Raw genomic sequence first — 407 nt, 5'->3', positions numbered from 1 at the left:
CAAATACATTTGAAAATTATGAGCCAGAAAACCCCGTATTAAAGGAAAAACTCGCTAAGGATTTGCCAAAACTTAGAGCTCTCCCAGAAAATAAAAAATTTGACTCGTCATTTACCCTAGTACCATCTGAGGTACCATATAAAAGATCAAGCGTACGACTAAGCAAGGAAATCACTATAAGTTATGATGATGGTATAGATAATCTTGAAGATAAGATATGGTCAGAAAAAACTGCTGATGGAAAAAAACTAGTTGTTATAAACTCTCCTGAAGGCTATGAGAGATTCAAGCCTAAAGATAGGATTTAAACAATGTTACTAGATTATCTAGAGCACACGAATCAATTACACAATGCCTCTATCGATGAGAAAATAGATTCTCTAAATCTAACTATAAGGCCAAGCGTA

General features: G+C 34.2%; 1 protein-coding gene. It reads left to right on the top strand.

Features of this window, described 5'->3' with window-relative positions; translation table 11 throughout:
* Window positions 1-308: hypothetical protein (locus AACS18_RS23490; RefSeq protein ID WP_219928026.1), on the top strand; the 308-nt coding region annotated here is incomplete at its 5' end.
* Window positions 309-407: the final 99 nt, after the last annotated feature.

The organism is Aeromonas sp. HMWF015 (assembly GCF_963878965.1).
Classification (GTDB): Bacteria; Pseudomonadota; Gammaproteobacteria; order Enterobacterales; family Aeromonadaceae; genus Aeromonas; species Aeromonas veronii.
This window is presented reverse-complemented; position numbering and strand designations above follow the sequence as displayed.